Below are 25326 nucleotides of genomic sequence, written 5' to 3' on the forward strand. Positions count from 1 at the left end.
ACGGCAGCGGTGAACGAACGAGGAGCAGTCCATGAGTGAGGAAGCCGGGGAAGCACAGCCGCGCACACAGGCGGCGAACCTCCAGGAGGTCGCGCAGGCGGCGGCCCGCGCCTTCGACCTCGTGCCCGCGGGCCCCGACGAGCAGGGCACACGCAGCGGACTGGCCCAGCGCCTGGAGACCGACCCCGACACGGTGGAACGCGACCTCATCAAACTGGTGCTGACGATCGTGGAACTCCTGCGCCAGCTCATGGAGCGCACAGCCCTGCACCGGGTCGACGTGGGTGACCTCCGCGAGGACCAGGAGGAACGCATCGGGATGACGCTGATGATCCTCCAGGACCGGATGTCGGAGCTCTGCGAGCGTTACGACCTCACGATGGAGGACCTCAACCTGGACCTGGGCCCGCTGGGTTCACTGCTCCCGAGGGATTCCGGCTGAATTCCGGTGCTCCGTTTCGAGCCGCGTCGAGAGGTAACACGAACACCATGACTGCAGAGAGCGAAGAAACCAAGAAGAATGTGAACGGTTCTGCGGCGAAGGCCGGTACGGGTACCCGGACGGCGGCCGCCAAGGGGCGCCGGACCGCTGCGGCGGCCGGAGACCAGGCCAAGTCCGGCTCGGCGGTCGCAGCCTCGAAGGCCAAGTCATCGGCACAGGACGCCAAGTCCACCGCCAAGAACGCCGCCGAGTCGGCGGAGACCGGTGTCCGGTCGGCCGGCACGGCGACGAAACGGGCCGCCGTCGCCGGCTGGGACACCGGCCGGCAGACCGTCATGAACACGGCGGGCAAGGTGACGTCGACCGCGACGACCGCGTGGACCGTCGTCAAGCACCGCAAGGCCGTGGCCGTGGGCGCCGCAGCGGGCCTCGGCGGTCTCGTCGGTGGCGCGTTCGCCCTCGGACGCCAGACGGCGAAGACCCACATGGGTCCGATCACCCGCCTCACCGGCGGCCGGCTCTGACCGGTCCGCCGGCACCCACCTGCCCCCGGAGGGCCGACAGACGCTGTCGGCCCTCCTTCGTGCCGTACGGGTTCCACCGGGGTGCGGGCCGGTCGCCCGGCGCCCCGCGAACCTCGGCCTCAGGACGACTCCCGCACCACCAGTTCCGTCGGCAGCACGATCCTCGGGCGCTCCTGCGGGGCGTCGCCCGAGGAGCGGTGGGCGATCTCCTCGAGCAGGACGCGGGTCATCGTGCGGCCCATCTCCTCGATCGGCTGGCGCACGCTCGTCAGGGGCGGGTCCATGTGGCGGGCCACCGCGGAGTCGTCGAAGCCGATCAGGGCCACGTCGTCGGGGATGCGGCGGCCCGACTCGCGCAGGATCTGGCGGGCTCCCGCCGCCATCACGTCGGAGGCCGCGAAGACCGCGTCCACGTCGGGGCGGCGCTCCAGCAGCTCCCGCATCGCGCGGGCACCGCCCTCCTCGCTGAAGTCGGCGGGTGCGATCAGCCGCTCGTCGGGGTCGAGGCCCGCCGCGGCGACGGCCTTGCGGTAACCGTCGAGGCGGCGCTGGGCGCCGTAGACGTCCAGGCGGCCGGTGATCGTGGCGATGGAGCGGCGGCCTCGCGATATCAGGTGGTCCACGGCCGCGCGGGCACCCTCGAAGTTGTCGGAGTCGACGGAGGGCAGCGTCTCCGCCGCGTGCCTGCGGCCGCTGATCACGGCGGGCATGCCGAGCTGTTCGAGGAGGTCCGGCAGGGGGTCGTCGGCGTGGACGGAGACCAGGAGCACCCCGTCGACCCGGTGCGCGGTCAGGTACTGGGCCAGCCGGCGGCGCTCACGGTCGTTGCCCGCGAGGGTCAGGAGCAGCTGCATCTCGGTGTCGGCGAGGGCCGCACCGACGCCCCTCACGATGTCGGAGAAGTACGGCTCGGCGAAGAACCGGGTCTCGGACTCGGGTACGACGAGGGCGATGGCGTCCGTGCGGTTGCCCGCGAGCGCCCGCGCCGCACGGTTGGGCACGTACCCCAGCTCGGCGACGGCCGCCTCCACGGCCTCCCTGGTCTGTTCGCTGACCCGCGGCGAGCCGTTGATGACGCGTGAGGCCGTGCCCCGCCCTACTCCGGCCCGGGCCGCTACCTCTTCGAGCGTGGGCCGCCCGCCACTCCGTACTCGCGCTGCCGCCATGGCTGCCTCCCGTTCGCCGTCAATTTCTCACAGCGGGTTGGCCAAACCAAGTCCCGCCGTACGATCCCTCGGCACTTGTCCGGACCCGGCGGTCCTCTGCAGCGCCACACCCCTTGGGAGCGCTCCCAAGCGTACGGGTCCGGATGACGGGCACGTGAGTCGGGCAAGGAGAAGCGGGGCCCGGCGGTGTGCCGGGCCCCGCTGTTCGTCCTGGTGGAGGTCAGACGGTGCCGACCGGGGGCAGCGCGTGGCGGCGGATCACGTCGGAGTACCAGTAGGCGCTCGCCTTGGGGATGCGGCGCTGGGAGGCGTAGTCGACGTAGACCGCACCGAAGCGCTTCGAGTAGCCGTACGCCCACTCGAAGTTGTCCATCAGTGACCAGAGGAAGTAGCCGCGGACGTCCGCGCCGTCGGCGACGGCCCGCTGCACGGCGTCGAGGTGGCCGTGCAGGTACGCGACCCGCTCGGGGTCCTGGACCTTGCCCTCGGGCGAGATGTAGTCGTCGAACGCGGCGCCGTTCTCGGTGATCATCAGCGGGAGGCCGGGGTGGTCGCGGGTGACGTCCATGAGCAGGCTGTAGAGCCCGTCGGGGTCGATCGACCAGTCCATCGCGGTGCGCTCCTTCCCCTCGGCGAGGTGGAAGGCGACGTGCTCCGAACCGGGCCAGGGGGAGTGCGTGCTGGCGCCGTGGGCGTCACTGCGCGCGTAGTCGGCGCCCTGCTCCGGGACGGAGACGATCGTCGGCGAGTAGTAGTTGATGCCGAGGGCGTCGACCGGGCGCGAGATGGTCGCGAGGTCGCCGTCCTTGACCAGCTTCGACCAGTCCACGAGGTGCGACGTGTCGGTGATCAGGTCCTCGGGGTACTCCCCGCGCAGCATCGGACCGGTGAAGACGCGGTTGCCGACCGCGTCGATGCGGCGGGCGGCGTCCGCGTCGGCCTCGCTGCCGGTGAGCGGACGGACCTGGTGGAGGTTGAGGGTGACCGAGGTCTGCGCTGCAGCGGGGAGTTGGGCGCGCAGAACCTCGATCGCCCGGCCATGGGCGAGGTTGAGGTGGTGGGCCGCCTGCAGTGCGGCCGCGGGCTCGGTGCGGCCGGGGGCGTGCACACCGGAGCCGTAACCGAGGTAGGCCGAGCACCACGGCTCGTTGAGGGTGGTCCACATGCCGACGCGGTCGCCGAGGGCGCCGGAGACGATGGCGGCGTAGTCGGCGAACCGGTCGGCGGTCACTCGCTCGGGCCAGCCGCCCGCGTCCTCGAGCTCCTGGGGGAGGTCCCAGTGGTAGAGGGTGGCGACGGGCATGATCCCGGCGTCCAGCAGTTCGTCGACGAGCTTGCGGTAGAAGTCCAGGCCGCGCTCGACGGCCGGGCCCCGGCCGGTGGGCTGGACCCGCGACCAGGAGACCGAGAAGCGGTACGCCTTCAGCCCGAGCTGCTTCATGAGCGCGACGTCGTCGCGGTAGCGGTGGTAGTGGTCGGCGGCGATGTCACCGGTGTCGCCGTTGCGGACCTTGCCGGGCGTACGGCTGAAGGTGTCCCAGATGGACGGGGTGCGGCCGTCTTCGGCGGCGGCGCCCTCGACCTGGTAGGAGGCGGTCGCCGCGCCCCAGATGAAGCCCGTGGGGAACTGTGTCTCGGGCGCCTGCTTCAGTGTGGTGTCAGGTCGTACGACAGTCATGCGGGAGCGCTCCCATGAGTGGAGGGACAAGGACAGGAAGTGCGGGACCCCGGCCCGTACGGCCCGTGGTCGGGCACGGGCCGTACGGAACGGCCTGAGCCGACCGGGGACGGAGCAGGGGGCCGGTGCCGGACCGGAGGGCGGGCCGGGATCGGACCGGGGACAGCGGGGCCGGGATCGGACCGGGGAGGAGCGGTGCGGGCCTGGATCAGCCCTTGACGGCGCCGGACATGATGCCCCCGACGATCTGCTTGCCGAAGATCACGAAGACGACGAGCAGCGGCAGGGTGCTGATCAGCGCGCCCGCCATGACGATGCTCTGGTCGGGCACGTAGGACGCGCTCAGCTGGCCGAGGGCCACCTGGAGCGTGGGGTTCTGCTGGTTCAGTGCGAGGTAGGGCCAGAAGAAGTCGTTCCAGGCCTGGACGAAGGTGAGCATGCCGAGCACCATCATGGCCGGTCGGGCGACCGGAAGCACGATGCTCCACACGATGCGCAGGTTGTTCGCCCCGTCCACCCTGCCCGCCTCGATGAGCTCGTACGGCAGCGCCTCCAGGAGGTACTGACGCATGAAGAACACACCGAACGCGCTCACCAGGGTCGGGAAGATCACCGACTCCAGCTGTCCGCCCCAGCCGATGTCCGACATCATCATGAACAGCGGCACGACGCTGAGCTGCGGGGGGATCGTGAGTGTGGCGATGACCATCGTCATCAGGACGCCGCGGCCCTTGAAGCGCATCTTGGCGAAGGCGTAACCGGCCAGGGTGCAGAAGAACAGCGTCGCCAGGGTGATGCTGGAGGACACGATCACCGTGTTGACGATGGCCTTGCCGAGGTTGGCCTGTTCCCAGGCCGCCTCGAGGTTGTTGAGCAGGTTGCCGCCCGGGAGGAGCGGCGGCGTGGTGTCCAGCACCTCCTCCTGGGTACGGGACGCGGCGACGAGGGTCCAGTACAGCGGGAACAGCGAGCCGAGGCCGACGACCACGAGTGCGAAGTAGGCGAAGGGGCCCGCGTGGTGCTGGCGGCCGGCTCCGGGCTTGAAGCGGCGGCGGCGCGGGGGCTCGTCACGGACCGGCGTCTTGGAGACGCGGCGGTCCGGAGCGGCGATGGGGCTGGTGGTGGTCATGGATATCGCTCCCCGTCAGGCCGCGGTCTTGCGCACGAAGCGCCCGATGAGCCAGTTGATCGCGGCAATGAGCAGCAGCAGGACGAGCATGGCCCAGGCGACTGCGGCGGCCGGACCGAGGTGCCCGAGGTTCCAGCCGTAGTTGTAGAGGTAGATGCTGAGCGTCTCGTACTGGTTCTCGGTACCACCCTGCGCCCCGTTGGCGCCGCCCTCGAGGAGGAGGGGCTCACCGAACAGCTGCATGGAGCCGATGGTCGAGATGACGATCGTGAAGAGGATCGTCGGCCGCAGCGCGGGAATCGTCACGTTGCGGAACTGCTGCCAGCGCGAGGCTCCGTCGATCGAGGCGGCCTCGTACAGATCGGACGGGACGGCCTGCATCGCGGCCAGGTAGATCAGGGTGTTGTAGCCCGTCCAGCGCCAGATCACGATGATGGCGATGGCGATGTTGGACGTCCAGTGGCCGTTGACCCAGTTCGTCTCGCCGACACCGAAGAAGCCGAGGACCCAGTTCAGCAGGCCGCCGTCGGCCCGGAACACCAGGGCGAAGACCAGGGCCGCGGAGGCCACCGAGGTGGCGTACGGCGTGAGGATCACGGTGCGCCAGAAGGTGCTGGCCCGCAGCTTGTAGTTCAGCAGGTGGGCGAGGCCCAGCGCCATCATCAGCTGCGGGACGGTCGAGATGACACCGATGATGAAGGTGTTGGAGACGGAGGTCCAGAATTCGGAGTCCTGGAGGATGTTGCTGAAGTTCTCCCAGCCGACCCATTCCATCTGGTCGAGGCTGGTCATCTCCACCCGGTGGAGGGCGATCCAGCCGGTGTAGACGAGCGGGTAGAGCCCGAAGGCCCCGAAGACGAGGAAGAAGGGCGCGATGTAGGCGTAGGGCGAAGCCTTGTCGTCGAAGCGCCACAGCCGGCTGCGCCAGGCCTGGCGGCCGGGGGACATGGGCTTCGGGCCGCGGCGGCCGGGCCGGGAGCCGTCTACGCCCCTGGTGGGGGTGGTGGTTGCCACAGGTGGGAGTCCTTCCCTGGGGTGTGCCGACACCGCAGGGGCAGGCCGGACCTCTGGTCAGGTCCGGCGGAGGTGTCGGTGAAGGTGCGCGGTGCCGGTGCGGGGACCGGCACCGGTGCGGACCGGCCGGGGCGTGTGGAAGCCGCCCCGGCCGGCCGCACCGGCGAGGGTCAGCCGATCACCTTGTCGATCGCCTTGGTGGCCGCGTCCCAGGCGTCCTCCGGGCTGGTGCCGCGCTGCTCCATGTTGTTGATCTGGGTGGAGATGGTGTCCTTGATGACACCGTCCTTCGGGCCGAGCACGGCCGCGGGGATGACCTGCGCCTCTTCGGCGTAGATCTCACCGATCGGGGCGTTGTTGAAGTACTCCAGCTTGGCGCTCTTCACGTCGGGGAGCTCGTAGGCGCCCTTGTTCGACGGGAAGAGACCGGCGGCCTTGAACACGGCGGCCTGCTGCTCGGGCGCGGTCAGCCACTTGACGAGCTCACCGGCCTCCTTGACGTGCTTGCCCTTCGCGGGCACGGAGAGGAACGAGCCACCCCAGTTGGCAGCGGTCTCACCCGGGGTGCGGGCGATGTCCCACTTGCCCTTGAACTCGTCACCGGCGTACGTGGAGATCTGCGCGGCCATCCACGCCGGGCACGCGACGGTGGCCATGCTGCCCTTGCGCAGGGCCGCCTGCCACGGCGGGCTGAACTGGGCCAGGCCCTGGGTCAGCTTCTTGTCCACCGCCTCGGTGGCGAGCTTCCAGCCCGCCTTGACGCCGGCGCTCTCCTTGTAGATCGGCTTGCCGTCCTTGGAGTAGTACTGCTCCGAGTCCGAGCTCACCACGCCGTTGTACATGGCGCTGGCGGAGTCCATGAAGAAGGTGTCCTTGGGGCCCTTCTTCTTGTACTCCTCACCGAGCTTGAGGTAGTCCTCCCAGCCGCCGGCGAGCTTCGCGGCGACCTCGGTGCGGTCGGTCGGCAGACCGGCCTTCTCGAAGAGGTCACGGCGGTAGCAGATCGACATGGGACCGATGTCGGTGCCGGCACCGATGACCTTGCCCTCGTCGGTGGTCGCCTGCAGCGCCTTCCAGTTCACCCACTGGTCGGTGTCGACCACCTTGGAGAGGTCGGCGAAGGCGTCCGCCTTGGTGTCGACGAGCTCCTTCACACGGCCGACCTCGATGCCGTGCACATCGGCCAGTCCGCTGCCCGTGTTGAGCTGCTGGAGGAACTTGGGGTAGTAGACCTTCTCGTCGGCCGCGACGTTTTCCTTGACCGTGATGTTGGGGTGGAGCTCGTGGTACTTCTCGAAGAGCCCCGCCTCCTTGTAGCCGAACTGGCCGAAGTCGGCCACGGTCAGGGTGATGTTCCCGTTCGCGTCGGCGCCTTCGGAATCCGACTCGGAATCGCCGCAGCCGGTCAGCAGCAGGGCGGTGGCCGTGAGGCCCGTGGTGGCCATGACGGCGGTTCTGCGGCTTCGACCTGCGACGGTGCGGGTGATGCGCATTCCACTACTCCTTGTTCCAGGGTGGGACTGGCGTTCGATCTGCTCGGCATACGCGCCGGTGGGTGCGGGTGCCGGTGGTACGGAGAGGACATGGGCGGTGCCGTCCCCGTACGAGCGAAAAACCTCGTTCGAAATGGGAGCGCTCCCATGCGCTGATGCCGGAAGGTTGCTGCCTCAAGGGGGTGAGTGTCAAGAGTTGAAGACGCTTCCGTTGCCCGAGCGTGTCCTGCAAGTCACGGGAACGTGTCCAGCCGAGGGCTTGCGTTTACTCGAACTCCCTGCATGGGTGGGTCGTGGGTATCTGAATTCCCGCAGGTCATAGGGGTGTTGAACCATGTCTCGCCGGTCCGGCGCCCGGACGGGCCGGCGCAGGGCGCGGTTTCCGCGCCATGTTCGTGAGGGCGGTGACCGCTTCCGCCGCGCGAGGACGCCCGCCGGAAAATGAACGGGTCGGGGCCCCGCGAGGGGGTGGAGGGGGGCCACGGGGCGTTTCCGTGTTCTTTCCCCGAACTCCACCGTGGCGCAAGGCGGTTCCGCTTCGTCCCCCACGGGCAGAGGCGGCGGGCCCCTCCGCGCGCCGTGGCGGACGCGGAGGGGCCGCGGTGGGGGCACGCGCCCCGGCCGGGTGTGGGGGGTGTGGGGGACGGCCGGGGCGCGCGTCGAGGGGGCGGTGGCCGAAGAGGGCTCCGGGCTGCCCGGAGCCGCCGTACGGGCGCCGGACTACCCAAAGAAGCCGTACGGGCGCCGGGCCGACCGGAGGTGCCGGACGCACCGCGCCGCGCCGGTGGGCACGAAGGCGGCGCCGTGCACGGCGGCCGGGGCGCCGACCGCCTTCGTGCGGGTGCTCGTCGTGCAGCGGAGCGTACTGGTGCCCATCGCGTTCCTGCCTCTGTCCTGCCGGGGGTGGTGGCCGCGTCTGCACGCTAGCCGCCACGGACCGGGCGAAGGAGGCCCACGGGGCCGGAGTCGCTGTTCTTAGGGTTTGCTTAAGGAGGGCATCGGCGCCGGTTAAGGCCGGCCGCACCTGAGCGCCCCCGCCCTCCGCCGACCGGCCGGTCCACAGGCCCGCCCCGGCTCGCCGGGCGTCACGGAATCCCGCGCTCCGCCCCTCACCGCCGAGGCCCCCGCCTTCCGTTCCGCCGGCCCACCCGGTGCCCGCGACGCGCGCGCTCGGCCCGGCCGCCGTCGAGCCCTATCCAGATGCGCACCTCCGTGCCGCCGAGCACCGACCGCCCGATCCGCAGGTCACCGCCGGTGGATTCGGCGACCCTGCGGACGATGTCGAGGCCGAGTCCGGTCGATCCCACCGCGTCCCGCCCTCCGGTGCGTCCGCCGGCACCGCGGACCAGGGCGGATTCCGGATCGGGTATGCCGGGACCGGCGTCCGAGACCAGCACGATCACCGCGTCGCCGCTGTGGTGCACGTCGACGGCGAAGGCGGTGCCCTCCGGGGTGTGCCGGAAGACGTTGCCGAGCAAGGCGTCCAGTGCGGCCGCCAGGTCGGGTCCGGCCACCGGGACCCGCACCGTGCGGTCCACACCCGCCAGCCGCACCGTGCGGCCCTCGTCCTCGGCCAGTGCCGACCAGAACCCCATGCGTTCCCGGACGACCTCGGACACGTCGCACCCGGCTCCGGCGCCCGGGGGCCCGCCCTGGGTCTGCGGGCGCTGTTCCCGCGCCGTACGGATGATCGTGTCGACCTCGTGCTCCAGCTGTTCGACGGCGGCCCTGGTCTGTTCGGCGGCCGGGCCCTCGCCCAGGGAGGCGGCGTTGAGGCGGAGCACGGTGAGCGGGGTGCGGAGCCGGTGCGAGAGGTCGGCGGCCAGTTCACGTTCGTTGGCCAGGAGCTGGACCACCTGGTCGGCCATGGAGTTGAACGCGGCCGCGGCGGAGCGGAGCTCGGTGGGCCCCTCCTCCGGGACCCTGGTCCCCAGCCTCCCCTCCCCCAGGTCCTGGGCGGCGCCCGCGAGCCGCTGGGCCGGCTCCACCATCCGTACGCCGAGCCGGTCGGCCACGGCCACGGAGCCGACGACCAGCGCGGTCCCGACCCCCGCGAGCACCAGCCAGGCCGTACCGACGCCGTGGGTGACCGCGCCCTCGGGCACGAACACCTCGACGACCGCGATGCCGCCGGAGCCGAGCGCCGTGGGCTGGAGCAGCGCGGAGCCGCCCGGCACGTCGGCGATGGAGGCGCGTCCCGACGTGCCGACGGCCTCCAGGTCCTCGCGGGCGGCGCGCCGGGTGCCTATTTCCAGGCGGGAGCCGCCCGGCCCGGTGGCGGGCACGTGGACCGCGAGCCTCCCCCGGCCGCCGGGCTCGGTGGACAGGACGGCCCGGGTCAGCTCTTCGCGTTCGGTGGTGACGGTGAGGGTGGGACCGATGGTGGCGGCCTGCCGTTCGGCGTCGGAGAAGGCGCGGTCGCGGGCCATCTCCTTGATGACGAGCCCGAGCGGCACCGCGAAGGCGATCACGACCATGGCGGTGACGGCCAGGCAGACCTTGACCAGGGCCCATCTCATGCGGACGGCCCCGTGGCCGGTGGTTCGAGCTTGACTCCGACTCCGCGCAGGGTGTGCAGGTAGCGCGGCCGGGCGGCCGTCTCGCCCAGCTTGCGCCGCAGCCAGGAGAGATGGACGTCGATGGTCTGGTCGTCCCCGTAGGACTGCTTCCAGACCTCGGCCAGCAGTTCGCGGCGGGGGACGACGACACCGGGACGGCCCGCGAGGAAGGCCAGCAGGTCGAATTCACGGCGGGTCAGGTCCAGTACCGTGCCGTCCAGTTCGGCCTGCCGGCGCAGCGGGTCGACGGAGAGCCCGCCGACCTGGATGACCCGCGGCGGCGGGGCCCCGGCGCCGGCTCCGCGGGTGCGGCGCAGCACGGCCGCCATGCGGGCGGAGAGGTGCTCCACCGAGAACGGTTTGGTCAGGTAGTCGTCGGCCCCGTCGTTGAGCAGCCTGACGATCTCGGCCTCGTCGTCCCGCGCGGTCGCGATGATCACGGGTACGTCGGTGATGGAACGCAGCATCTTCAGGGCCTCGGCGCCGTCGAGGTCGGGCAGCCCGAGGTCGAGGACGACGACGTCGAAGCGGAAGTGCGCGACTTCGCGCAGTGCTTCGAGCGCGGTGCCGACACTCCTCACCGTGTGCGAGGCCTCGGTCAGGTGCCGGATGAGGGCGGAACGTACGAACTGGTCGTCCTCGACCACGAGCACACTGGGCATGCGCCGCACCGTAGCCCATACGGGGAAGCGGGCTCCCTCCAGGACGGCGCCCGCGCGGGTGGTGCAGGATGTGCCCGATGCAACGAGGACTCGTACACGCGATCGCCTGGTCGCTCGCCACGGGTGCGGCGGTCACGCTGTCGTGGTGGGGCGTGCACACGGTCATGTCGGGGACGGCGTACGACCCTCCGCGTGCCGTCCCGATCCCGGCGGGGGCGCGGGGCGGGCAGCCCACGGACGCGCCCGTGTCGTCCTCGACGCGTCGCGCGCTCCCCTCTCCCCCGCCGGGTGCCGCGGCCTCCCGGGCCGCACCCACACCTTCCCCCCGCCCTCCACGGCGGCCGTCCTCCCGTCCGCCGGCCGCGAGCGCGAGCCCGGCGAAGCCTTCGGCGCCTCCGGCCGTCCCGGGCGAGGTGAAGAGTTACCCGACGCGGGGCGGCAGGGTCGTCCTGGAGCTGGCGAAGGACTCGGCGAAGCTGGTCTCGGCGACGCCCGAGCCGGGCTGGTCGATGCAGGTGTGGACGAACCCGGGGTGGATCCGGGTGGACTTCGGCGACGGGGCGGGCGCGACCGTGTCCGTCTTCTGCACCTGGAACGGTCATCCGCCGATGGTGCAGACGGTGGACCCGTAGCCCCGCCTACGTGAAGGTGCCGGGCGGCGGCACGGGGGAGGGCTTGGCGCCCGCATCGGTGACGACGGCGGCGCCCCCCGTGAAGTCGGCGAGCGCGCGGCCGTGCTCGACGCGGCCGGGGTGCGGGTCGCCCGCGACCCGCCGGGTCAGCTCGGCGACCGCGACCGGCAGGCCGGAGGCGACCAGGACCGCGTTGCCGAAGCGGCGCCCGCGCCAGACGGCCGGATCGGCGGCCAGGGCCAGCTCGGGGAAGAGGGACGCGGCCGTGGCGATCTGCCCGCGCAGGTGCGCGAGCGGCGGGCCGTCGGCGAGGTTGGCGGCGTACTGGCCGCCGGGCTTCAGCACCCGGCGCACCTCGGCGAGGAATTCGGCGGAGGTGAGGTGCGCGGGGGTGCGGGCCCCGCCGAAGACGTCGGCGATGACGAGGTCCGCCCAGCCGTCCTGGATCCTGCCGAGTCCGGCGCGGGCGTCCACCGAGCGCACCCGTATCCGGGCCTGCGGGTCCAGCGGCAGTTCCCGGCGGACCAGTTGGACGAGCGGCGCGTCGATCTCCACGATCTGCTGGGTGGAGCGGGGACGGCTCGCGGCGATGTACCGGGCGAGCGTGAAGGCCCCGCCGCCGAGGTGGACCGCCTGCAGGGGCCTGCCGGGCGGCGCGGCGAGGTCGATGACGTGGCCGAGCCTGCGCTGGTATGCGAACGAGAGGTGAGCCGGGTCGTCCAGGTCCACGTGGGACTGGGGCGCGCCGTCCAGCAGCAGCGTCCAGGCGCGCGGGCGCTCGCGGTCGGGCACGAGCTCGGCGAGGCCGCCGTCCACCGTCGCGGACACGGGCTCCCGCTGACGCTCCGGCCGCTTCCGGTCGCCCGCGCCCCGGACCGCTCCACGACGTGCCACGCGTGCTCGTCCTCGCTCACCGGTTCGGGCCGGCACCTCGGAGGACCGGCGACGGCGGGAGATCCGCCCACCTGCCCATTATGGCCTCAGCGGCAGTTGTCGGCCGCCTCGATCGTCCGGGCCGCCTGGTCGAGGGCGGCCCGGAGCACGGCCGGGTCGGTGACAGGGGTCTCCGCCACGGGCGGCAGGAGCCAGCCCCCTCCGACGACGGGCGGCTCGGCGGGGACACGCAGCCCCCGGCCGTCCGTCCGCGTACAGGCGCTGCCGGGCACGTCCCACGCCTCCGCCGTGCCGGGGGGTACCAGGAAGCCGAGGACGGCGCAGGCCCCGTCGTGCAGGACGGGGCCGACGGGGTCGTTCTCCGCTCCCCTGCGCAGGATGTCCACGGCCTCCAGGCCCTGACGCGCCGGGACGGTCACCAGGTCGCACGGTGTGGTTTCCGGGCCCATGTGAGGCAAGGGAACCCCTCCTCTCGTCTCGACGAGACGGCGCCGCGCCCCGTCTCCGCATGGACCAACGCGCCGACGGCGTCAAGGGCTACGGCGGCACGCCGCCGCAAAGGGTGGCAGTTCATGGCGGATCACGGGTGAGATGTCCCGTTTTATTGGCAAACGCTGCGTGTGAGGCGTGACACAACAGGTACGTTCTTGCTCCGCCGGGACACCGGAAGCAGGAACCCGGCTGCGCCAGAGAGGGCTCCGCCATGGTGTCGGCACGGGCAGTTCCCAACCTCGTCTTCCGTCGGCTGCGCGGACAGCGCTCCGCCGGGGAGTTCGCGGCCGCGGTCCGCAGGGCCGCACGCGAGATCGGTGAACAGGTCGCGTGCGACGCCCGGTACATCGGACGCGTGGAGTCGGGCGAGATCCGCTGCCCCAACTACGCGTACGAACGGGTGTTCCTGCACATGTTCCCCGGGACGAGCCTCGCGGACCTGGGTTTCTCGGCCCGCGAGAGCGTGCGCGGCCGGGGGGCCCGCACGACACCTCTGCCCCCGCCCACCACACCCCCCACGCTCGACAGCGACATCCACGAGGAGAGCGACGTGCTGCGTCGCGTGTTCATGACCAGCGGTACCACCACGGTGGCGGCCGCGTCCCTGGGCCTGGGCGGCCGTCCAGCCGCCGCGAGCCCCCTTGCCGTACCCGCGCAACGCCGGGTGGGCGAAGCCGAGGTGAGCGCCGTCGAGCAGGCGGTGCGCCGGATCCGGCTGCTGGACGACCGGCACGGTGCGGACGGCCTGTACCGACAGGCCTCCCAGCCGCTCCGGGCCGCGTACGCCCTGCTCGATTCGGGGACCACCACACGGCGCAGCACGGCGGACCGGCTGCACGCGGGCGCCGGTGAACTGGCGATCTCCGTGGGCTGGCTGGCGCACGATTCGGGACGCTTCGACGACGCGCGCTCCCATTACGCGGAGGCGCTCGCGACGGCGCGGCTGGCGGGGGACTCCGCCCTGGAGGCGCACGCGTTCTGCAACGCGTCGTTCCTGGCCCGGGACACGGGACGGGCCCGCGAGGCGGTCCGCGCGGCGGAGGCCGGGCAGCGGGCGGCCCGGCCGCTCGGTTCGCCCCGGCTGCTGGCGCTGCTGGCGCTGAGGGAGGCGGGGGCCCGGGCGTGGCTGGGGGACCGCACGGGGTGCGAGCAGGCGATCGGGCGCGCGCAGGCGGCGTTCGACCACGGGCCCGGCGACGCGGACCCGGAGTGGATGACCTTCTTCCGGGAGGCGGAGCTGGAACTGCTGGAGGCGCAGTGCTGGTCCGCCCTGGGTGACTGGCCCCGGGCTGCGCGCCATGCCCGGCGGGCGACCCGGCTGCAGGATCCGCATTTCACCCGGAACCTCGCGCTGTACCGCGCGCAGCTCGCCGGAGACCTGGCGCGGGCGGGCACGGCCGACGAGGCCGCGGCGGCGAGTCACGAGGTGCTGGACCTGCTGGACCGGGTCCGGTCCTCCCGGATCCGCGGGATACTGGCGAGCACCGTACAGGTGCTCCGGCCGCAGGGCGGCCCGGAGGTGACGGCCCTCCTGGCCCGCTACGAGGAACTGCCCCCCGGCGCCTGAGGCGGGGCCCCGCCCCCTCCGGACCGGGCCGGACGGATCCAGCCCGTCCAGGGCCCGAACCGGCCGGCCCGCGCCGGAGAACCTGAGCGTGCCCGGGCCGGCGGGCCCGCTCGAACGGACCGGACCGGGCCGGAAACCGGCCCGGGCGCCCGGCTTGGACACGCCGGGCCAGGATCCGCCTGCCGTGCGCAGCCGGCGGGCATCACGATGAGCTCCGTGCGGTGCGGTCCCGGACAGCTCCACCGCATCGGAGGTCTTCGTCTCGGCCGAGCCCGGCAACGGTCGGCAACGCTCGTGATCAACACACCTGGCGGTCCAGGTGGCCCGTGTCGTTCCAGCGCTCCAGCGCAGGGAGGCCGTACGCCCAGCCCAGCACCGACAACGACGTGGGCTCCAGCCTGATCCGCGCGGCGAACGACACGTCCTCACCCAGCCACCGCGCCCCCAGCGCCCGCAGGATGTGTCCGTGGGCGAAGACCAGCACGTCGCGGTCGGCGGAACGCGCCCACTCCACGACCTCGTCCGCCCGGGCCGTGAGTCCGGCGAGGGTCTCGCCGCCGGGGACTCCGTCGCGCCAGATGAGCCAGTCCGGCCGGTCCGCCCTGATCTGCGCCGGGGTGAGGCCCTCGTAGTCCCCGTAGTCCCACTCCATCAGCGCGTCCCACGGCTGGGCCCGCTCACCGAAACCGGCGATCGCACAGGTCTCGGAGGCCCGGACGAGCGGGCTGGTCCGCACCTCGACGCCGGGCAGGCCGCTCCAGGGCTCCCTGTGCAGCCGCTCGCCGAGCAGCTTGGCGCCCTCACGACCGGTGCCGAGGAGGGGGATGTCGGTCCTGCCGGTGTGATTGCCCTGGACCGACCACTGTGTCTGGCCGTGCCGGGCGAGCAGGATTCGCGGTGCCATGACGGCTCTCCCTGAGAATACGGAGATCCGAAGATCCGAGGACCCTGGGATCCGATGGGTCCGGGACGGCGGTGTCCGGGACGGCGACGGGGCGGCGGACGCGGACGGCCGGCCGGGGGACCGGTGCGTGCGGGGCCCTGCTCCATCATCTCCCACCTGCTTCACGGGCAACCTGGGGGGCGGCGTCCGCGTCCCTCTCAGCGCGTGGCCAGGAACGTCCGCGTGGGACGGGCCCCACGGGGAACCAGTGCGTACGACCGCCGTACGGTTGAACGCCCGCCGTCGACCGCATGAACATTGGGGAGAGCAACCGGATGCCGCACGCCACCGCCGCGACACCGTCCGCCGGTCCCCGGCCCCGCTGGTGGACGGAACTCCCTCTGCTCGCGGTGGTGTACGGGCTGTACTCGGCGGGCCGGCTGCTGGTCCACGAGAACGTACCGGCGGCCGTGGAGAACGGCCTGGCGATACTCCGCCTGGAGAAGGCGCTGCATCTCAACGCCGAGCACCCGCTGAACCGGCTGCTGACCGCCCGTCCCACGCTCGGGATACCCGCCGACTTCGCGTACGCCTCCCTGCACTACCTGGTCACCCCGGCCGTCCTGGTCTGGATCTTCCGGCGCCGTGCGGCCGCCTACCGGGCGGCCCGCACCTGGCTGATGACCTCCACGCTCCTCGGGCTGGCCGGCTACACGCTGCTGCCGACCTGCCCGCCCCGGCTGCTCGACGCCCACCACGGTTTCGTCGACACGATGGCGCAGTACAGCGCGTACGGCTGGTGGGGCGCGGGGGCGAGCGCCCCGCGCGGGCTCAGCGGAATGACCAACCAGTACGCGGCGATGCCGAGTCTGCACGTCGGCTGGGCGGTGTGGTGCGGCGTCCTGCTGTGGCGCCACGGCCGTCACCCGCTCGTCCGGGCGGCGGGCGTGGCCTATCCGCTGATCACCGTGCTCGTGGTGATGGGGACGGCGAACCACTATTTCCTCGACGCTGTGGCCGGCGCCGCCGTGATGGTCCTCGGCGCCCTTCTGACCAGGCCGTTCATGCGGATCGCGGACCGCGTCAAGGACCGGGTGAGGGCGGCGCCCGCCCCCGTGCCCGCGATCGTCACCCGGGCGGAATCCACGATTGTCGGTGACGGATGCAACACTTCCGCGGGTGAGCGAATACCCGGACAGCGGACCGCCTCCGCAGATTCCAGCGACGCGAGACCCCGCTCGACAGCCGAGGCCGGTGACGACGCTCCGGCAGCGGCTCGCTGAGCTGCGCGGTCCGTCCGTCGCACCGCATCCGCTCGACGCACGCGCGCTGGCCGCGCTCGCCGCCAACCCCGGATGCAAGCGGCGCGCCCTGCTCGACGGCGCCGGCGTCGACAAGGCGGTGCTGGCCACGGCACTCGGCTCCCCCGCCGCGTTCGGCCAGTCCCAGTTCGCGTTCGTGCGGGGCAACGCCTTCGAGGCCAAGGTCAAGGCCGACGGCGGCACGGAGCTGCTCCGCCTCCTCGTCGAGCGGCTCGGCGGCGGCGCCGAGGCGCCGGCCGCGGCCACGGTGCCCGATCTGACGGCCGCGGGCCCCGAGGGCCGCGCCGCGCGTACGGCACTGGCGCTGCGCGAGGCCACGGCTGCGGGCGGCTGGACGCTGCTCGACCATCCGATGCTGGCCCTGGAGGTCGCGGGCTCGCCCGCCTACCTGGAGCCGGACGCCGTGGTGGTGCACCCCGACGGCACCTGGACGGTCGTCGAGATCAAGTCCTTCCCCATGATCGACGCCTCGGCGGACGCCGCGAAGGTCGGTGCGGCGGCCCGCCAGTCCGCCGTCTACGTGCTCGCGCTGGAGCGGGTCGCCGAGGTGACCGAGGGCGCCGGGGTCGGGCACCGGATCCTGCTGGTCTGCCCGAAGGACTTCTCCAACCTGCCGACCGCCTCGGTCGTGGACGTGCGTAAGCAACGTGCCGTCACCCGCCGCCAGCTGACCAGGCTGACCCGTGTCGAGGACATCGCGGCGGCCCTGCCCGAGGGCACCACCTTCGACCCGGACCGTTCCGCCGAGGAGCTCGGCACGGCGGTCGAGTCCGTCCCCGCGGCGTACGCCCCCGAGTGCCTGGCCGCGTGCGAGCTGGCCTTCCACTGCCGGTCCAGGGCACGCGCCGAAGGCGCGGTGGAGGCGCTGGGCCGGAGCGTGCGGGGTGAGCTCGGCGGCCTGAGGACGGTCGCCGAGGTACTGGCCGCGGCGGCCGGCGAGAAGGGCGACCCGGCCGACCCGACGGTGGCGGCGCTGCGCAGGGCGGCAGCCCTGCGGGCCGAGGCCCTGGCCGCAGCGGGCGGTGGCGTCCCGTGTCGCTGATCAGCACCCTGGCCCGGCTGGAAGCGGTCGACAGCGGGCGGGCCCAGCCGCTCGCCACCGTGCGCCACCGGCATCTGACCGGCGAGCCGCTCGTGCTGGTGCCGCTGACGACCGCCGGTGAGGCGGGCGCGCCGCTCGGGGCGCTCGTGGGCACGGACCGTGCGGCGCCCCGGCTGCTGACGGTGGCCCAGCCGCGCGACCGCGACCTGCGGTTCGCGTTCCTCGCCGAGCTGGCCGAGGCGGTGCTGCCGCACATCGAGTCCTACGCCGACGCCGTCGAGCCCGCCGAGCGCAGCGAAGTCGATCCCGCGACCGGCAAGAAGGTCAAGGTCGAGGTCGAACTGTGCGCGGACGCGGCGCAGTTGATCGTGCCCAGCAGGGCCGGCATCGATTTCGTACGGCTGCTCGGGCGGTCCATGCGGTTCCGGCGCACCGCCGAGGACGACCCGGACACCCCCTATCCGGCTCCGGCCCGCGTGCCGCTGCTCGGCCGCTGGCTGACGCATTACGGGGAGCGGGCCAGGGTGCCGGGCTCCTCGCTGCTGCTCGCCGCGACGGATCTGCTGAACCGTCACTGGGCGACGGGCCAGAGCAGCCTGGAGGACCAGCATCTCGGCGCGCTGCTCGCGTGGGTCGACCCGCCGGACGGACGGTCCGGTGCCGAGGCGGCACTCCGGGCGGAGCTGGAGCGGGACCGTGCCGGTCAGCTGGTCTGCCCGCCGGCCGGACCGGCGACGGATCCGGCGTTCGACAACAGGCTGCTGGCGCCCGCGATCGAGCGGTACGACCGGGCGCGCACCGCGCTGGCCGCCGCGGAGGACGCCGTCGACGCCGACACCCGGCTCGGTGAACTGAGCGACGCCGAGCGGGAGATCAGGTCGCTGCTCGCCGGGGTGCTGCTGCCCACCTGGGACGCGGTGTGGCGGGGACTCGACCTGCTGCGGGGGCTTCCGGAGGGGGCGAGGTCCGGGGAGCGCTGGACCAGGGACCGCTGGTCGTTCACCGCGCACCGGGACCGGGTGCGGGCGGGCGAGCCCCCGCAGCCGCGCCGGGACGACGCGGTGACGGCGGCCCGGAAACTGGCGTCGAGGGAGACGGCCCAGGCGCAGCTGGACGCCCAGGAGGCACTGGACGATCCGCTGGTGCTGGCGGGGCGGAGGCTGGCGGGCGAGGCGTTCGTCGGGGAGGTGACGGAGGTCGAGATGGTGTACAGCGGGTCGAAGCGGCCCTCGCCGCGTCCCCTGGTCACGGTGCTCACCGACGAGCGCCCGCACCTCGGTGAGCGGACCAAGGTGTACCGCTCGCTGGACGGGAAGCCGCAGACCGCGGAGTTCGTGGGGTACGCGGCCGAGGAGGCGGGGAGCGCCGGGACGGCCGGTCTCGTCCTGCGGATCACGGACCGGATGGGCCGGAGCAAGGAGCCCGCCCCCGGTTCGGTGCCCGAGCCCGGGGACCGGATCGTCTGGACCCTGTTCGAGCACGATCAGCGGGGCGGCCCGAAGCTGCCTGATCCGGATGAGACCCCCTGGACCCATGGCGGCCCGCCGGACGCCGCCGGCGGGCCTGCCGAGCAGCCCGATCCCGTGACCGCGGAGGACCTCCTGTGACAGCCGTATCCGGCCCGGGCGCCTCGGCGGCACGGGCGACCGACGCGATCCTCGGCGACACCCTGCGGGGCACGGCGCGCGGCATCGTGGTGGATTCGCCGCCGGGTGCGGGGAAGTCGACCCTGGTGGTGCGTGCCGCGCTGGAGCTGGCGGCCGCGGGCCGCCCGTTGATGGTGGTCGCGCAGACCAACGCCCAGGTGGACGACCTGGTGGTGCGGCTGGCCGAGAAGGCTCCCGAGCTGCCGGTGGGCCGGCTGCACAGCAGCGATTCCGATCCGTACGACAAGGTCCTGGACGGCCTGGACAACGTACGGAAGTCGGCGAAGGCGGCGGATCTGGCGGGTCTGGACATCGTCATCTCCACGGCCGCCAAGTGGGCGCACGTGAAGAACGTGGAGCCGTGGGGGCACGCGATCGTCGACGAGGCGTACCAGATGCGCTCGGACGCCCTGCTGGCCGTGGCCGGGCTGTTCGAGCGGGCACTGTTCGTCGGGGACCCGGGCCAGCTGGACCCCTTCTCCCTCGTGGGCGCCGACCAGTGGGCGGGTCTCTCGTACGACCCGTCGGCGAGCGCCGTCTCGACTCTGCTCGCGCACAACCCGGAGCTCCCGCAGCACCGGCTGCCCGTGTCGTGGCGGCTGCCGGCGTCGGCGGCGCCGCTGGTCTCGGCCGCGTTCTACCCGTACACGCCGTTCCGCAGCGGCACCGGCCACGGTGACCGGCGGCTGTCGTTCGGCGTGCCCTCGGACGGGTCGGGCCCGGACCGGGTCCTGGACGAGGCGGCGGAGTCCGGCTGGGGACTGCTGGAGCTCCCGGCCCGGCACACCCCGCGCACGGACCCCGAGGCGGTCCGGGCGGTGGCCCTGGTGGTCCGCCGGCTGCTGGACCGGGGTGGCGCCGCGACGAGCGAGCGCGCCCCTGACCCGGTCCCGGTGACGGCGGAGCGGGTCGCGGTCGGTACGGCCCACCGGGACCAGGCCGCCGCGGTCCGGGCCGCGCTCGCGGAGCTGGGGGTGACGGGGGTCGCGGTGGACACGGCGAACCGGCTCCAGGGCCGTGAGTTCGATGTGACGGTGGTCCTGCACCCGCTGTCGGGCCGCCCGGACGCCACGGCGTTCCACCTGGAGACGGGCCGCCTGTGCGTGCTCGCCTCCCGGCACCGGCACGCGTGTGTCGTGGTGTGCCGTGCCGGGGTGGCGGACCTGCTGGACGAGCACCCGTCGACGGAGCCGGTCCAGCTGGGGGTGACGGTGAAGTTCCCCGACGGCTGGGAGGCGAATCACGCGGTCCTGGCGCATCTCGCCGAGCACCGCGTGCATTGGGCGCCCTGATCCTGGGCAGCGCTCTTGCGCCGGGCTGGACAATGGAAGGTGGCCGTCCGGCCGTACGAGGAGGGAACCCCACATGGCACGACCCGAGCGGAACGAGCGGCAGAGGCTGCGTCCGGCACCGCTGCTCTTCGAGCCGTCGGAGGCGGCAGCCGATCCGGAGCACTTCTTCGACCTGGAGTCGATGGAGGACCCGAAGAAGCTGCTGGCCCGCGCGACGGAGCTGACGCTCGCCTTCCGGGCGGCGACCGACCGGGCCGTGGAGTTCCAGGCCGTGGCCGCCGCCCAGCTCGCCGATCCGCGCCGGTTCGACCGGCTCACGGCCGCGGACATAGCCGAGCGCGCGGAGTGGACCGAGGACTACACCAAGAAGATGATCGAGTTCGGCCGGTCCCTGCTGGACGAGCCCACGCCCTGACCTCGGTAGCCTCCGGCCGCACCGGCATCACTGCGGGTACACCCGTGGCATATGCCGATGGGCAAGATACTCCGTACGCCCGCACCCTGTCCGGCTTTCGGCGACTCCGGGAAACAGAGTCGTCACTGCCGGTAGACATGACGCCATGACCGCATGGCTGAATGACGAAACGACTCTGCAGGCCGGTGCCGCCCCGCACCACGGCGCCGGCCTCCTGGCCCTGCTGCGGCAGCGCGCCGGCGACAGGGCCGCCCACGTCACGGCGGCCGGGGCCGCGTGGCTGGCGGGAGCTTCGTCCTGCCCCCGCAGCACTCTCTCCCGGTGGGAGTCCCACCCCCGCTCCCCCGGGGTGCTGCCGTGCGGCTCCCTGTTCGACATCGTGAGCGTGCCCGCCCTGTTCGGCAGGCGCATGCTGGAGCAGCTCTGGGCGGAGGGGCCCGGGTCGGGTCCGGTGGCCACGCACCGGGGCCGGACGCTGCTGTTCGCCTCCCCGGGCACGGCGCAGCGGCTGCCGTCCCTCCTGGCGTGGGAGGAGTGGGGCACGGGGCCGGCCGCCGGATCCCGGCGGCAGCGGGGCGGTCTGCCACCGGTGCTCTGTCACGGCACGGGGGACGCGGTCACCGTCCCGCCCCTGACCGGCGGTGCGGACACCGGCGGGCCCCGCTGGGTGGTCGCTCCCGGCACGCGCACCCCCTGGCTTCCGGGCCCCGACGTGCTGCTGTGGGCCTGTGTCCGGGCGGGCAGGTCGGCGGCCCCGTCGACCACCGGGAATTCGATTTTTCCTCCCGCCGATGCGGGTGCTAATGTCTACGACGTCAGCAGGCGCCGTTAGCTCAGTTGGTTAGAGCAGCTGACTCTTAATCAGCGGGTCCGGGGTTCGAGTCCCTGACGGCGCACCGACGGAAGAAGCCCCCTCGCGCGAGCGAGGGGGCTTCTTCGTGCGTCTGGGCAGGTCAGGTGCCGGTGGCGATGCGGACGGTCCATGCTCCCGACCGGGTCCGGTCGGCGACGTCGATGCGGACGCGTTCGCCCGGCACGGTGTAGCGCTCACCCTCCCGGAGGGGGGCGTCCGCGAGCGGTGGGTAGACCGACCGGTCCCAGCAGGCGTCGGACCCGGGGTGGGCGTCCAGCACCTCGACCGGTCCGCCGCCGGACGGCGTCGTGTTGCGGATGCGGTAGACGAGCACGCCCTCGGTACAGGTCGTCCGGTCGTTGCCCGTGGCGCTGCGGGCCTCGACGGCCAGCGCACTGTCCGCGCCGGTCCTGATGACCGCGAGCCGGGTCCCGATGGACGCGCCCGGCGCGGGCACCTCGGCCATGGGTTCCAGGGTGAGGTCGGCGGTGCCCTGCACGCACACGACCTCCTCGCCCTCCAGCCAGCCGAGCTTCCACTTGTGCCAGCCGAACAGGTCCGGGGACAGGCCGAACTGGCTGCCCATCACGTCCCAGTCGCCGACGTAGGTGTCCCAGTCGCCCTTTCCGTCCTCCGGCCGGTGGTAGAGGTCCGCCAGGTCGAAGACGTGCCCGGTCTCGTGCGCCAGGACGTTCCGGTCCGGCGGGTGCTCCTCGAACAGGGTGACCACACGCCTGATGTCGGTACCGTCGGCGCTCAGCGGCCGGTCGAGGTTGACGACCTTGGTGGCGTCGGAGTCCACACCGGGGGCGCCCGGGTCGGCGACGAGGTAGACGATGTCGTACGCGGAGAAGTCGGTCCGCCCGTCGGCCGCCGCGATCGCGTCGCGCAGATAGGCGCTGCGGCGCCCGGAGTCCCAGTCACGCTGTATGCCGTACCGGGTGGACGGGTGCGGCATGGGTGTCCACTGCCGTTGCGGGTGGGCGCGGAGCTCGAACTTCCCGTACGAGGCGCGGCGGAAGAAGCGGGAGGTCGAGGGGAAGTAGTCGGCGGCGAGCGCTTCGGGGGACACGGCGGGGTCGGAGTCGGGGAACGAGAGGAAGACCATGACCGCGTCGAGGGTGCGGTCGGGGCGCGGGTAGGCGTCGTTCCAGGTGTCGAGTCCGAGGGAGTGGTGCGCCCCGGTCCTCGGCAGGGCGCACGGTCCCGCGTCACGCGTGGCCGCCACGACGGGTCCGGCGACGAGTCCGGTGGCGGCGAGCGCCAGGAGAGAGGTGAGAGCAGCCGCCGCACTGCGCAGGTTCGGCCTCTCCACTCCCCCGGATCCGTGCTGACGCGGCACATCTACCTCCGGGTGGCGAATGCGGGGTCATCCCCTCACCCTGTGCCGTTCCGGCTGTGCACGCCCTGTTGTGCTGCCCCACACGGGTCAGCGGATCAGCGGGTCGGCGGATCCGGTGTGATCACCCGAAGGCAGATAACCCCTTTCACACACAGTCACAATCGCTCACCAGAGAAGCGAGATCGATCGAGGAAGTGCAAAAATGACCACTTGTGGTAAATCTGCATAAAAACGCCATCAGCTGGACAGGCGCGAGACGGGCATGAGCCACGGGCGTGCCGCAGGTCCGGAACGGCAGGCGCATTGGAACGGCCGACGCGCCACCCTCTATGCTTCACCTCGTTTTCCCGCGTGGTTCCCGCCTCCGGCGCGGCGCTCCAACTCCACGCCCTGCCCGGCCATACCTGTTCATGACAATCTGCACAGCGGGAGCGAGCGGTGAGCGGAACCTCCGAAGGGCCGATGGGCCGGGCAGGCACGGCCCACGGCGTCGGCTCCTCAGAGGTCACGCAGTGTGATCATCAGATCTCGAGGCTCTCCGAGCTGCGCGAGTACCGCGCCGCCTTCGCCGCGTCCGCCCTCCCGATGGCCGTCGTCGACCACCACGGCCGGATCGTCAGGCCGAACGGCGCGCTGGGCGAGCTGCTCGGTGCCGACCCCGCTTCCCTGACCGGGCGGCCCGCGGCCGACCTCGTCGGCCTCTCCTCGGACAGCCCCACCTGGCGCGCGTACACCGAGGTCCTGCGCGGCTCCCGGCCCCGGCTCCGGTACACCCGGCGGCTCGCGCACGCCGACGGCCGGCCGCTGTGGGCCGAGGTCACCGTCGTGCCGATGAGCGGCCAGGACACCGGGAGGGGCCGTGCACTGCTGTCCGTCGCCGACGTCAGCGACCGCCGGGAGCTGCGGGAGCGGCTGCGCCACCTGCGGATGCACGATCCCGTGACCCGGCTGCCCAACCGCACCCTGTTCTTCGAGCGGCTCACGGCCGCCCTGGAGGATCCGCCCTTCCAGGACGGGTCGTCGCCCCGGCCCGGCCGGATCGGGCTCTGCTATCTCGACATCGACGGTTTCAAGGCGGTCAACGACACCCTGGGGCACCGCACCGGTGACCGGTTGCTCGCCGCCGTGGCCGAGCGGCTCACCGACTGCGCCGAGGCCGGCGGTCGCCGCGCCGGCGGCCATCTGGTGGCGCGCCTCGGCGGTGACGAGTTCGCGATCCTGGTCGAGGGCTCGTCGGGCACGCATCAGCTCACCGATCTCGCCCGTACGGTGCTCAGCGCCCTCCAGCGGCCGTTCGACGTGGCCGGGCACCGGCTGTCGGTCTCCGCGTCGATCGGGGTGGTGGAGCGGGCGTCGGCCGGCACCTCGGCCACCGCCCTGATGCAGGCCGCGGACACCACCCTCTACTGGGCGAAGGCCGACGGCCGGTCCCGCTGGACCCTCTTCGACCCCGAGCGCAACGCGCACCGGATGACCCGGCAGGCGCTCTCCTCCACGCTCCGCCCGGCCGTGGAGCGCGGGGAGTTCACCCTGGAGTACCAGCCGCTGGTCGGCATGGCGGACGAGGTCGTACGGGGTGTGGAGGCCCTGGTCCGGTGGAACCACCCGCGGTTCGGGCTGCTGGCGCCGAGCCGGTTCGTCCCCATCGCGGAGGAGGACGGCACGATCGTCCAGCTCGGCCGGTGGGTGCTGCGCACGGCCTGCCGGCAGGCCCGCCGCTGGCAGCTGGGACACCCGGACGAGCCCGCGCTGTTCATCAGCGTCAATGTCGCCGTGCGGCAGCTCTGGGACTCCGACCTGGTCGCCGATGTGGCGGAGATCCTCGCCGAGACGGGCCTCGCACCCGGGCTGCTGCAGCTGGAGCTGACCGAATCGGCGGTCATGGGCTCGTCCGGCCGGCCGCTCCGGGTGCTCCAGGCGCTCAGCGACATGGGCGTCCGTATCGCGATCGACGACTTCGGCACGGGCTACTCCAACCTCGCCTATCTGAGCCGGCTGCCGGTGTCCGTGCTGAAGCTGGACGGCTCCTTCGTGAGCGGTTTCCGCTACGAGGACGGCGCGCACCCCAGCCCGGCCGACGAGACGATCGTCGAGGCCATGGTGCAGCTGGCGCACCGCCTGGGCCTCACGGTCACCGCGGAGTGCGTGGAGACCTCGGGCCAGGCGGAGCGGCTGCGCCGGATCGGCTGTGACACCGGGCAGGGGTGGCTGTATTCGCGTGCGGTGGCCCCGGAGCGGATCGCCGAGCTGATCGGCACCAGGCCGGCGGGGAACTGACCG

22 protein-coding genes and 1 tRNA gene are annotated in these 25326 nt (G+C 72.7%); 12 read left to right on the forward strand and 11 right to left on the reverse strand.

From position 1 onward, the window contains the following. The first annotated feature begins 31 nt into the window (after positions 1 to 31). Both ACF1FZ_RS05230 and ACF1FZ_RS05235 read left to right on the forward strand, forming a co-directional pair. Positions 32 to 442, forward strand: coding sequence for a gas vesicle protein K (locus ACF1FZ_RS05230; RefSeq protein WP_391772009.1), 411 nt, complete (start codon positions 32 to 34; stop codon positions 440 to 442). A 47-nt stretch (positions 443 to 489) separates the two neighbouring features. Beyond that, a complete protein-coding gene (locus ACF1FZ_RS05235) occupies positions 490 to 966 on the forward strand; it encodes a hypothetical protein (RefSeq protein ID WP_391772010.1) in 477 nt (158 codons plus the stop codon). A gap of 119 nt (positions 967 to 1085) precedes the next feature. Here ACF1FZ_RS05235 and ACF1FZ_RS05240 read toward each other — a convergent pair whose 3' ends face one another. The 7 genes from ACF1FZ_RS05240 to ACF1FZ_RS05270 all read right to left on the reverse strand — a co-directional run bounded on the left by ACF1FZ_RS05240 (position 1086) and on the right by ACF1FZ_RS05270 (position 10666). Continuing rightward, positions 1086 to 2132 carry a LacI family DNA-binding transcriptional regulator gene (locus ACF1FZ_RS05240; RefSeq protein WP_391772011.1) on the reverse strand — a complete coding sequence of 349 codons (1047 nt, stop codon included), beginning with the start codon at positions 2130 to 2132 and terminating at the stop codon, positions 1086 to 1088. A 220-nt stretch (positions 2133 to 2352) separates the two neighbouring features. Further along, positions 2353 to 3810: a GH1 family beta-glucosidase gene (locus ACF1FZ_RS05245; protein WP_391772012.1), complete on the reverse strand. Its 1458-nt coding sequence runs from the start codon at positions 3808 to 3810 to the stop codon at positions 2353 to 2355. Between the two features lie 208 nt (positions 3811 to 4018). Then, the gene (locus tag ACF1FZ_RS05250) at positions 4019 to 4939 is read right to left on the reverse strand and encodes a carbohydrate ABC transporter permease (RefSeq protein WP_391772013.1); all 921 of its coding nucleotides are present in this window, start codon (positions 4937 to 4939) and stop codon (positions 4019 to 4021) included. A gap of 15 nt (positions 4940 to 4954) precedes the next feature. Continuing rightward, on the reverse strand, positions 4955 to 5953 hold the full coding sequence (locus tag ACF1FZ_RS05255) for a carbohydrate ABC transporter permease (RefSeq protein ID WP_391772014.1): 999 nt from the start codon (positions 5951 to 5953) through the stop codon (positions 4955 to 4957). Between the two features lie 170 nt (positions 5954 to 6123). Continuing rightward, a complete protein-coding gene (locus tag ACF1FZ_RS05260; protein WP_391772015.1) occupies positions 6124 to 7446 on the reverse strand; it encodes an extracellular solute-binding protein in 1323 nt (440 codons plus the stop codon). Positions 7447 to 8555: 1109 nt separating this feature from the next. Next, the gene (locus ACF1FZ_RS05265; protein ID WP_391772016.1) at positions 8556 to 9965 is read right to left on the reverse strand and encodes an ATP-binding protein; all 1410 of its coding nucleotides are present in this window, start codon (positions 9963 to 9965) and stop codon (positions 8556 to 8558) included. Beyond that, positions 9962 to 10666, reverse strand: coding sequence for a response regulator transcription factor (locus tag ACF1FZ_RS05270; RefSeq protein WP_391772017.1), 705 nt, complete (start codon positions 10664 to 10666; stop codon positions 9962 to 9964). The genes ACF1FZ_RS05265 and ACF1FZ_RS05270 overlap by 4 nt, the downstream gene beginning before the upstream one ends. Before the next feature lie 77 nt (positions 10667 to 10743). On the opposite strand from ACF1FZ_RS05270, the gene ACF1FZ_RS05275 reads away from it, so the two are divergent. Then, the gene (locus ACF1FZ_RS05275) at positions 10744 to 11298 is read left to right on the forward strand and encodes a hypothetical protein (RefSeq protein ID WP_391772018.1); all 555 of its coding nucleotides are present in this window, start codon (positions 10744 to 10746) and stop codon (positions 11296 to 11298) included. A 6-nt stretch (positions 11299 to 11304) separates the two neighbouring features. Here ACF1FZ_RS05275 and ACF1FZ_RS05280 read toward each other — a convergent pair whose 3' ends face one another. Continuing rightward, on the reverse strand, positions 11305 to 12192 hold the full coding sequence (locus ACF1FZ_RS05280) for a spermidine synthase (protein ID WP_391772019.1): 888 nt from the start codon (positions 12190 to 12192) through the stop codon (positions 11305 to 11307). 86 nt (positions 12193 to 12278) lie between these two features. Continuing rightward, on the reverse strand, positions 12279 to 12641 hold the full coding sequence (locus ACF1FZ_RS05285) for a hypothetical protein (RefSeq protein WP_391772020.1): 363 nt from the start codon (positions 12639 to 12641) through the stop codon (positions 12279 to 12281). A gap of 254 nt (positions 12642 to 12895) precedes the next feature. Between ACF1FZ_RS05285 and ACF1FZ_RS05290 the strand changes: the two genes are divergently transcribed. After that, complete coding sequence (locus ACF1FZ_RS05290; protein ID WP_391772021.1) at positions 12896 to 14251, forward strand: tetratricopeptide repeat protein; 1356 nt, start codon at positions 12896 to 12898, stop codon at positions 14249 to 14251. A 298-nt stretch (positions 14252 to 14549) separates the two neighbouring features. Here ACF1FZ_RS05290 and ACF1FZ_RS05295 read toward each other — a convergent pair whose 3' ends face one another. Continuing rightward, the gene (locus tag ACF1FZ_RS05295; protein WP_391772022.1) at positions 14550 to 15155 is read right to left on the reverse strand and encodes a histidine phosphatase family protein; all 606 of its coding nucleotides are present in this window, start codon (positions 15153 to 15155) and stop codon (positions 14550 to 14552) included. Between the two features lie 314 nt (positions 15156 to 15469). Between ACF1FZ_RS05295 and ACF1FZ_RS05300 the strand changes: the two genes are divergently transcribed. The 7 genes from ACF1FZ_RS05300 (at position 15470) to ACF1FZ_RS05330 (ending at position 21747) form a co-directional block, all read left to right on the forward strand. Then, entirely contained in the window at positions 15470 to 16417 is a 948-nt protein-coding gene (locus tag ACF1FZ_RS05300; RefSeq protein ID WP_391772216.1) for a phosphatase PAP2 family protein, read from the forward strand. Beyond that, positions 16314 to 17498 (forward strand): hypothetical protein, encoded by a 1185-nt coding sequence (locus tag ACF1FZ_RS05305; protein ID WP_391772023.1) that lies wholly within the window; start codon positions 16314 to 16316, stop codon positions 17496 to 17498. The genes ACF1FZ_RS05300 and ACF1FZ_RS05305 overlap by 104 nt, the downstream gene beginning before the upstream one ends. Next, on the forward strand, positions 17489 to 19105 hold the full coding sequence (locus tag ACF1FZ_RS05310; protein ID WP_391772024.1) for a hypothetical protein: 1617 nt from the start codon (positions 17489 to 17491) through the stop codon (positions 19103 to 19105). Before ACF1FZ_RS05305 ends, ACF1FZ_RS05310 begins: the two co-directional genes overlap by 10 nt. Beyond that, the gene (locus ACF1FZ_RS05315) at positions 19102 to 20436 is read left to right on the forward strand and encodes an AAA domain-containing protein (RefSeq protein WP_391772025.1); all 1335 of its coding nucleotides are present in this window, start codon (positions 19102 to 19104) and stop codon (positions 20434 to 20436) included. The genes ACF1FZ_RS05310 and ACF1FZ_RS05315 overlap by 4 nt, the downstream gene beginning before the upstream one ends. Positions 20437 to 20509: 73 nt before the next feature. Continuing rightward, entirely contained in the window at positions 20510 to 20851 is a 342-nt protein-coding gene (locus tag ACF1FZ_RS05320; protein WP_391772026.1) for a hypothetical protein, read from the forward strand. Between the two features lie 145 nt (positions 20852 to 20996). Further along, positions 20997 to 21683: a hypothetical protein gene (locus ACF1FZ_RS05325; RefSeq protein ID WP_391772027.1), complete on the forward strand. Its 687-nt coding sequence runs from the start codon at positions 20997 to 20999 to the stop codon at positions 21681 to 21683. Further along, positions 21674 to 21747, forward strand: a tRNA-Lys gene (locus tag ACF1FZ_RS05330). Before ACF1FZ_RS05325 ends, ACF1FZ_RS05330 begins: the two co-directional genes overlap by 10 nt. A 57-nt stretch (positions 21748 to 21804) precedes the next feature. Here ACF1FZ_RS05330 and ACF1FZ_RS05335 read toward each other — a convergent pair. Next, a complete protein-coding gene (locus ACF1FZ_RS05335; RefSeq protein WP_391772028.1) occupies positions 21805 to 23046 on the reverse strand; it encodes a M6 family metalloprotease domain-containing protein in 1242 nt (413 codons plus the stop codon). Positions 23047 to 23484: 438 nt separating this feature from the next. Here ACF1FZ_RS05335 and ACF1FZ_RS05340 point away from each other — a divergent pair, with 438 nt between their 5' ends. Beyond that, a complete protein-coding gene (locus ACF1FZ_RS05340) occupies positions 23485 to 25323 on the forward strand; it encodes a putative bifunctional diguanylate cyclase/phosphodiesterase (RefSeq protein WP_391772029.1) in 1839 nt (612 codons plus the stop codon). Positions 25324 to 25326 lie beyond the last annotated feature (3 nt).

Origin of the sequence: Streptomyces sp. NPDC014623, from assembly GCF_043088245.1 — a bacterium.
Lineage (GTDB): Bacteria > Actinomycetota > Actinomycetes > Streptomycetales > Streptomycetaceae > Streptomyces.